The sequence below is a fragment of the Sphingobacterium sp. UBA5639 genome (genome assembly GCF_002421245.1).
GTDB lineage: Bacteria > Bacteroidota > Bacteroidia > Sphingobacteriales > Sphingobacteriaceae > Sphingobacterium > Sphingobacterium multivorum.
The window spans coordinates 26,326-32,613 of record NZ_DIJR01000036.1; the positions used below are offsets into that span (position 1 = coordinate 26,326).

The window sequence follows — 6,288 nt, forward strand, 5'->3', positions numbered from 1 at the left end:
GTTGCCTTTTTTATAAGTTCTAAATGCCTCCTAATAGACTTTAACCATGTAGATATAGTCTTGCATTTTCTTGATTTGTTCTGTTCTTGGTAAACCTGCCAAGCTATTCTTTTTGTTGATCTTAAGACCGGTAACCAGTGAATCACTTGGTATGTCCGCTAAGGCGTTCAAGATTGATTTCGTTTTGATTGCAAAGGCGGCACCATCTATGCCACGTTGTTTTCCGGAAATAATACCAATCACATTACCTCTGCTATCCAATACCGGACCGCCACTGTTACCTGGATTGACAGGTACGGAGATCTGATAAGCGATGGTATCACCGGCATAACCTGTTGATGAACTTAGGTATCCCTGACCATATACTGCTTCGTCCCGAGGAAACCCGATCGTATAAATATCTTCACCAAGATCTGAAGTCGACGTTTTGAACGTGTAAGGTAAGCTTTTAGCTTTCTTAAAGGTCTTATCTGCGATGTATAAGATCGCCAAGTCTTTGCTTGGATCGGTGTGTACGATTTGTGCTTTATACGATTCGCCTTTACTATTTTGTAAATAGATCGAATCAGCCCCGCTAATGACATGGTAATTGGTGACGACATAGCCATCTGTCGTCAACATAAATCCTGTTGCACCAAACTGGCTTTCGGTACCTTTTACAGATTTTTTGTCATTGATATCCCTGATAGCAGCGTTGTGTGCGTTGACGTTCTTTTTGACATTGTTCATGTCTCTACGTAATGCACTGTAATCGGAAGATGCTTTCTCGAGGTTGCTGTAATAACCGCTCAGCCATAATGTGCCAAATACTGCAAATACCGCTACCACTGCAGCCACTAAAGAACTTGCTTTGATGCGTTCCCAAAGTGAAATTACCGCTGATTGTTTTATAGGAACTACCTTTGCGGGTTTGTTTTGGGTTTTATGGTATTCTTTTGCTGATTGTGCTAAAGCATTTTTGAAATCCAGCCGTTGACTGGTTTCTTTCATATTGGCAACAAATTCGCGGTGTTGTTGTAATTGGGCAGCATAGGAGGGCTGATCAGCACAAAAAGATTCAAATGCAGCTTTTTCTTCGGCCGATAATTCGCCGCGAAGATACTGGTCTGCTAATTCGAAAAATTCTTTTTGATTCATTGTTCCCATGGTGTTACACTAATTTTAATCTGTTGAAAAAAATATTTTTTTCAGCCGTTGTAGGCATTTATACTTCTGAGTCTTGGCATTATCTGTATTGGTATAACCAAATTTATCACAGATGTCCTGCATCGAATGGTTTAAGATGTAGAAATCATGTAAGATTGTCTTACAAGGTTCTCCCATTTTCTCTAAGGCAAGTTCCATTTGGTCGAACTTCTTTTCAAGTTCTTGATGCTGTTGTAGATCTTCTTCCTCAAATAAGGAATCTTCATAACCGCTAATGTCACTGTTGCCAAAACCAGCACGATTGAGTTGCTTAAGCCAAAGCCTTCTGCAAATCGAGTAAAGATATGTTTTAAGTTTGCTGCTGAGCTCAAAGTTCCCTTTGGAAACTTTATCGTAGAGCACAATGACAGCTTCTTGAAAAATATCTTTCGCTTCATCCTCACTTCCATTGTTTTGCAAGATCATATGGCTTATAGACGGATAGTACCGCTTGTAGATAGCATCTATCGCCAAGCTGTTGCCGTCTTTGATGCCTTCAATGATTTGCTCATCATTTTCTAGCAGGACTGATTTACTGAATTTACTCACCTATTAATACCTTAATGCTTAAATTGTAACCCTTTGAAAAATAAAATTCTTCGAAATATTTTCAAACGTAAACTTTTATTTGTTTAAAGTGAAATCTATCCCCAAAAATAAGGCTTATTCCTTGAAACCGAAAGCATTTGTTTTTTATTGGAATCAGCTTCTTTTGGGAGGACATCGTTATTTTTCGCCGGGTCAATTTTTTACGTTTTTACATTGTTTTATGTACGATCCTCAAATGGAGAACCTATAGAACAATTTTAAAGTTCGATATGATCTTTTTTGTATCGAAAAAGTTTCGCAATCGAGTGCTTTAATAATCTGCTTGTTATTACTACAAAATGAAGTTACATTTGGTTTCCTGGACTAAATTGCTTAATTACATTATGTTAAGAAACTCTGTTATTTTTTCAACGATTCTAGCCTCATTGCTGTCGCTGGACACTACCGTCACGATAGGGCAAACGATTACGTCATCTATCGACGGTTTCCAGTATGGAGCCACAACGGCTCCAAAAGGGAATGAATGGGAATCGCCTCAATTATTATCACTTAATAAGGAGTTGCCGCATGCGTCGTTCTTCTCCTTTCAGAACGTAGAAAGTGCGCGAAAAGTACTTCCCGAGCATAGTAACTATTGGCTTTCGCTCAATGGATCCTGGAAGTTTAACTGGGTAAAGACCCCGGAAGAGCGACCAAAGGACTTTTATGATCCGAATTATAATGTGGGTGCCTGGGAATCTGTTCCAGTCCCTATGAGCTGGAATATTTATGGTATACAGAAGGATGGAAGCTTAAAATATGGTGTACCTATTTATACCAATCAACGTGTGATCTTTCATCATCAAGTAAAGGTCGATGATTGGCGCGGGGGAGTTATGCGGACGCCAGCCCAAGATTGGACAACTTATGTCTACCGTAATGAAGTGGGATCGTACCGACGTAACTTTACAGTACCTACTCATTGGGACGGTCGTGAGGTATTTATCAATTTTGATGGTGTAGACTCCTTTTTCTACCTGTGGATAAATGGCAAATATGTCGGATTTTCAAAAAATTCCAGAAACGTCGCATCTTTCAATATCTCGCCTTACTTAAAAAAGGGTGCTGAAAATGTGTTGGCTGTTGAAGTTTACCGGAGTTCGGACGCTTCCTTTTTGGAAGATCAGGATATGTTTAGATTGCCCGGGATATTTCGGGATGTTTCGCTTACTTCAACGCCAAAAGTTCAGATTCGCGATTTAGCGGCCATTCCAGACTTGGACAGCAATTACGAAAATGGTTCGTTGAAAATTACGAGTACTGTACGCAATCTGGGTAATAAGAAAGCTGAAGGATATAAAGTAGTTTATTCACTTTATAAAAATAAACTATACAGTGACGAGAATACCCTTGTTGATCAGACAGAAGCTTCATCAGCTGTGCCAGCCCTGGATGGTCAAATTTCTAATAGTATAGCAGCAACGTTAAACGTCAAAAATCCGGATAAATGGTCTGCCGAATTACCTTATCGGTATACTTTGGTGGCTGAATTGAAGGATAAAAAGAACAAAACGGTTGAGACTATTTCTACCTATGTTGGATTTAGAAAGGTTGAGATTAAAGATACCAAGGCTGCGGATGATGAATTTGGCTTGGCCGGACGTTATTATTATGTCAATGGTAAGACGGTGAAACTGAAAGGCGTCAACCGTCATGAAACCAATCCTGAACATGGCAAAGTAGTGACCAGAGAACAGATGGAAGCTGAGGTGAAATTAATGAAACGGGCGAATATCAACCATGTCCGGAATTCGCATTATCCAGAACCTGCTTATTGGTATTATTTATGCGATAAATATGGAATTTATCTCGAGGATGAGGCCAATATCGAAAGCCATGAATATTATTATGGCAAAGAGTCTCTTTCTCATGTTCCTGAATGGAAAAATGCCCATGTAGCCCGTAATATCGAGATGGTGCATTCGACCATCAACCATCCGGCAGTGGTTATCTGGTCTTTAGGAAATGAAGCCGGTCCGGGTGATAATTTCGTGGCCGCCTATCAGGCTATCAAGAAAATCGATACGTCAAGACCTGTTCAATACGAGCGTAACAATACAATCGTTGATATGGGCTCCAATCAATACCCCTCAATAGACTGGGTAAGAGGAGCTGTAAAAGGCACTTACAAATTGAAATATCCATTTCATATCTCGGAGTATTCACATTCCATGGGTAATGCCGTTGGTAACCTAATTGATTATTGGGAAGCCATCGAATCGACCAACTTCTTTATGGGCGGTGCCATTTGGGATTGGATTGATCAGGCCATGTATTATTACGATAAGAAGACCGGCGAACGCTTTCTCGCTTATGGCGGCGACTTTGGAGACAAACCCAATGATGGAACCTTTGTCAATAATGGGTTGATCTTTGCCGATATGAAACCTAAACCACAGTATTTTGAGGTCAAGAAAGTGTACCAAAATGCGGGCGTAAAGGCTGTTGATATTCAACAGGGGAAAATTGAGCTTTTCAATAAAAATTATTTTAAAGATCTATCCGATTATCAGGTTCAATGGTCGCTATATAAGGATGGGGTAGAAGTAAAAAATAGTGCAGGTACAATCAGTGCCGCTGATTTGCCGACAGCGCGCCAACGCAAGCAGCTTATATTGCCGATAAATTATGCGCAGTTAGATGCGGGATCGGAGTATTTTGTAAAAGTACAGTTTATTCTCAATACAGATCGACCTTGGGCGGCCAAAGGTTTTGTTCAAATGGAGGAACAACTGTTTGTCAAAGCGGCTGAAAATAAACCGTTGATTTCATCTGTTGCGCAAGGGGCGGCTCCGTTGCTTTCCAAAGAAGGTGATTTGCAGGTGGTGAAGGGAGATCAGTTTATCGCGAAGTTTGACAATAAAACAGGCTCGATATATAATCTAACATATGGCGGTAAACAAGTTATCCGCGATGGCGAAGGCCCAAAATTGGATGCACTACGTGCTCCGGTTGACAATGACAACTGGGCTTACCAACAATGGTTTGAAAAAGGATTACATAACCTTAAACATAAGGTTTTGTCGTCAAACAGTTATACCAAGAAAGATGGAACAGTTGTATTGGCATTTACCATCGAATCACAAGCTCCATATGGTGCGTCTTTGTTGGGGGGAACTTCGGGAACCTACACGCTTAAAGAGCATACAGATAAGCCTTTTGGCAAAGATGATTTTAAATTTACAAGCAATCAGATCTGGACAATCTATAAGGATGGCTCTATTGAATTGTCGTCGAGTATTACATCCAATAATGCAAGTGTCGTATTAGCTCGATTGGGATATGCTTTGCAATTGCCGACCGAGTATGGCAATTATAGTTATTATGGACGTGGGCCGATCAATAATTATGCTGATCGGAAGACAGCACAATTTATTGAATTGCACAAAAGCACTGTAAAAGATCAGTTCGTGCCATGGCCTAATCCGCAAAATATGAGCAACAATGAGGATGTGCGTTGGACAGCATTGACAAATAATGCTGGACAGGGAGTTGTTTTTGTTGCGAAGGAGCATTTATCAACATCCGCTTTGGATTATAGTGAGCTTGAGTTGACCTTTGCACCGCACCCTTATCAATTACCAAAGAGTTCGGGCGTACACGTGCATCTTGATGCAGCCGTGACAGGACTTGGTGGTAATAGCTGTGGACAAGGACCACCGTTAGAAAAGGACCGTGTGAAAGCAGTACCAACGGCTATCGGTTTCATTATCCGTCCGATTCAGAACAATGATATGATAGCAAAGGCTCAGGTAGCGACTGCCGGTGACGCGCCCATTTCGTTGGCAAGAAGTTCAAATGGAGAAGTTTCTATTCAATCGGGAAATAAAAATGAGACCGTATTATACAGTTTGAACAATGCAAAGGCAAGTGTCTATAAAGCGCCTTTTGACTTACGCGCCGGTGGTACAGTAACGGCTTGGTATCAGCAAAATGAAAAATTGAAGGTAACACAACAATACACTAAAATCGAAACCATTCCAATGGAGGTTGTTTTTGCTTCAAGTCAGGAGACTGGTGAAGGGGATGCCAAGAACCTATTGGATGGAGATCCTTCCTCGATTTGGCATACGATGTATTCGGTTACCGTAGCACAGTATCCACATTGGGTTGATTTTGATGCTGGAAGTAGCAAAACAATTAAGGGCTTCACTTTTCTACCAAGACAGGATGGACCGAATGGTGATATCAAGGATTATAAGATCCAGGTGAGTAAAGATGGGAAGAACTGGGAAGATGTGATGTCCGGATCTTTTGAACGGAATAAAAAATTAAAAACTGTTCGATTCGAAAAGCCTGTGAAAGGACGTTATATCCGCTTTACAGGACTTAACTCCCAACGAGGTGATGATTATGCTTCCGGAGCTGAATTTGCTGTTATCGCTGAATAATTTGCTTTTAATCGCATATTGAGCCAGCACCTGTCAAACAGGTGCTGGTTTTTTTGTTGGCGACCTAGGATAAGATTAAATAGTGCGATCGTTTCGTTTCACGTAAGGTAAGGTAAGGTAAGGT

3 protein-coding genes are annotated in these 6,288 nt (G+C 40.7%); 1 reads left to right on the forward strand and 2 read right to left on the reverse strand.

Going from position 1 to position 6,288, the window contains the following annotated elements; all coding sequences use genetic code 11:
* Window positions 1-30: 30 nt before the first annotated feature.
* Window positions 31-1,137 (reverse strand): S1 family peptidase, encoded by a 1,107-nt coding sequence (locus B4Z90_RS22505; protein WP_236586131.1) that lies wholly within the window; start codon window positions 1,135-1,137, stop codon window positions 31-33.
* 24 nt (window positions 1,138-1,161) lie between these two features.
* Window positions 1,162-1,734 carry an RNA polymerase sigma factor gene (locus B4Z90_RS22510; RefSeq protein WP_115047104.1) on the reverse strand — a complete coding sequence of 191 codons (573 nt, stop codon included), beginning with the start codon at window positions 1,732-1,734 and terminating at the stop codon, window positions 1,162-1,164.
* Window positions 1,735-2,072: 338 nt separating this feature from the next.
* Here B4Z90_RS22510 and B4Z90_RS22515 point away from each other — a divergent pair, with 338 nt between their 5' ends.
* On the forward strand, window positions 2,073-6,164 hold the full coding sequence (locus B4Z90_RS22515; protein WP_286803318.1) for a glycoside hydrolase family 2 TIM barrel-domain containing protein: 4,092 nt from the start codon (window positions 2,073-2,075) through the stop codon (window positions 6,162-6,164).
* Window positions 6,165-6,288 lie beyond the last annotated feature (124 nt).

Coding starts and splice junctions, on each gene's coding strand:
- B4Z90_RS22515 (WP_286803318.1), top strand. CDS start 2,073: ATGAAGTTACATTTGGTTTCCTGGACTAAATTGCTTAATTACATTATG.
- B4Z90_RS22505 (WP_236586131.1), bottom strand. CDS start 1,137: ATGAATCAAAAAGAATTTTTCGAATTAGCAGACCAGTATCTTCGCGGC.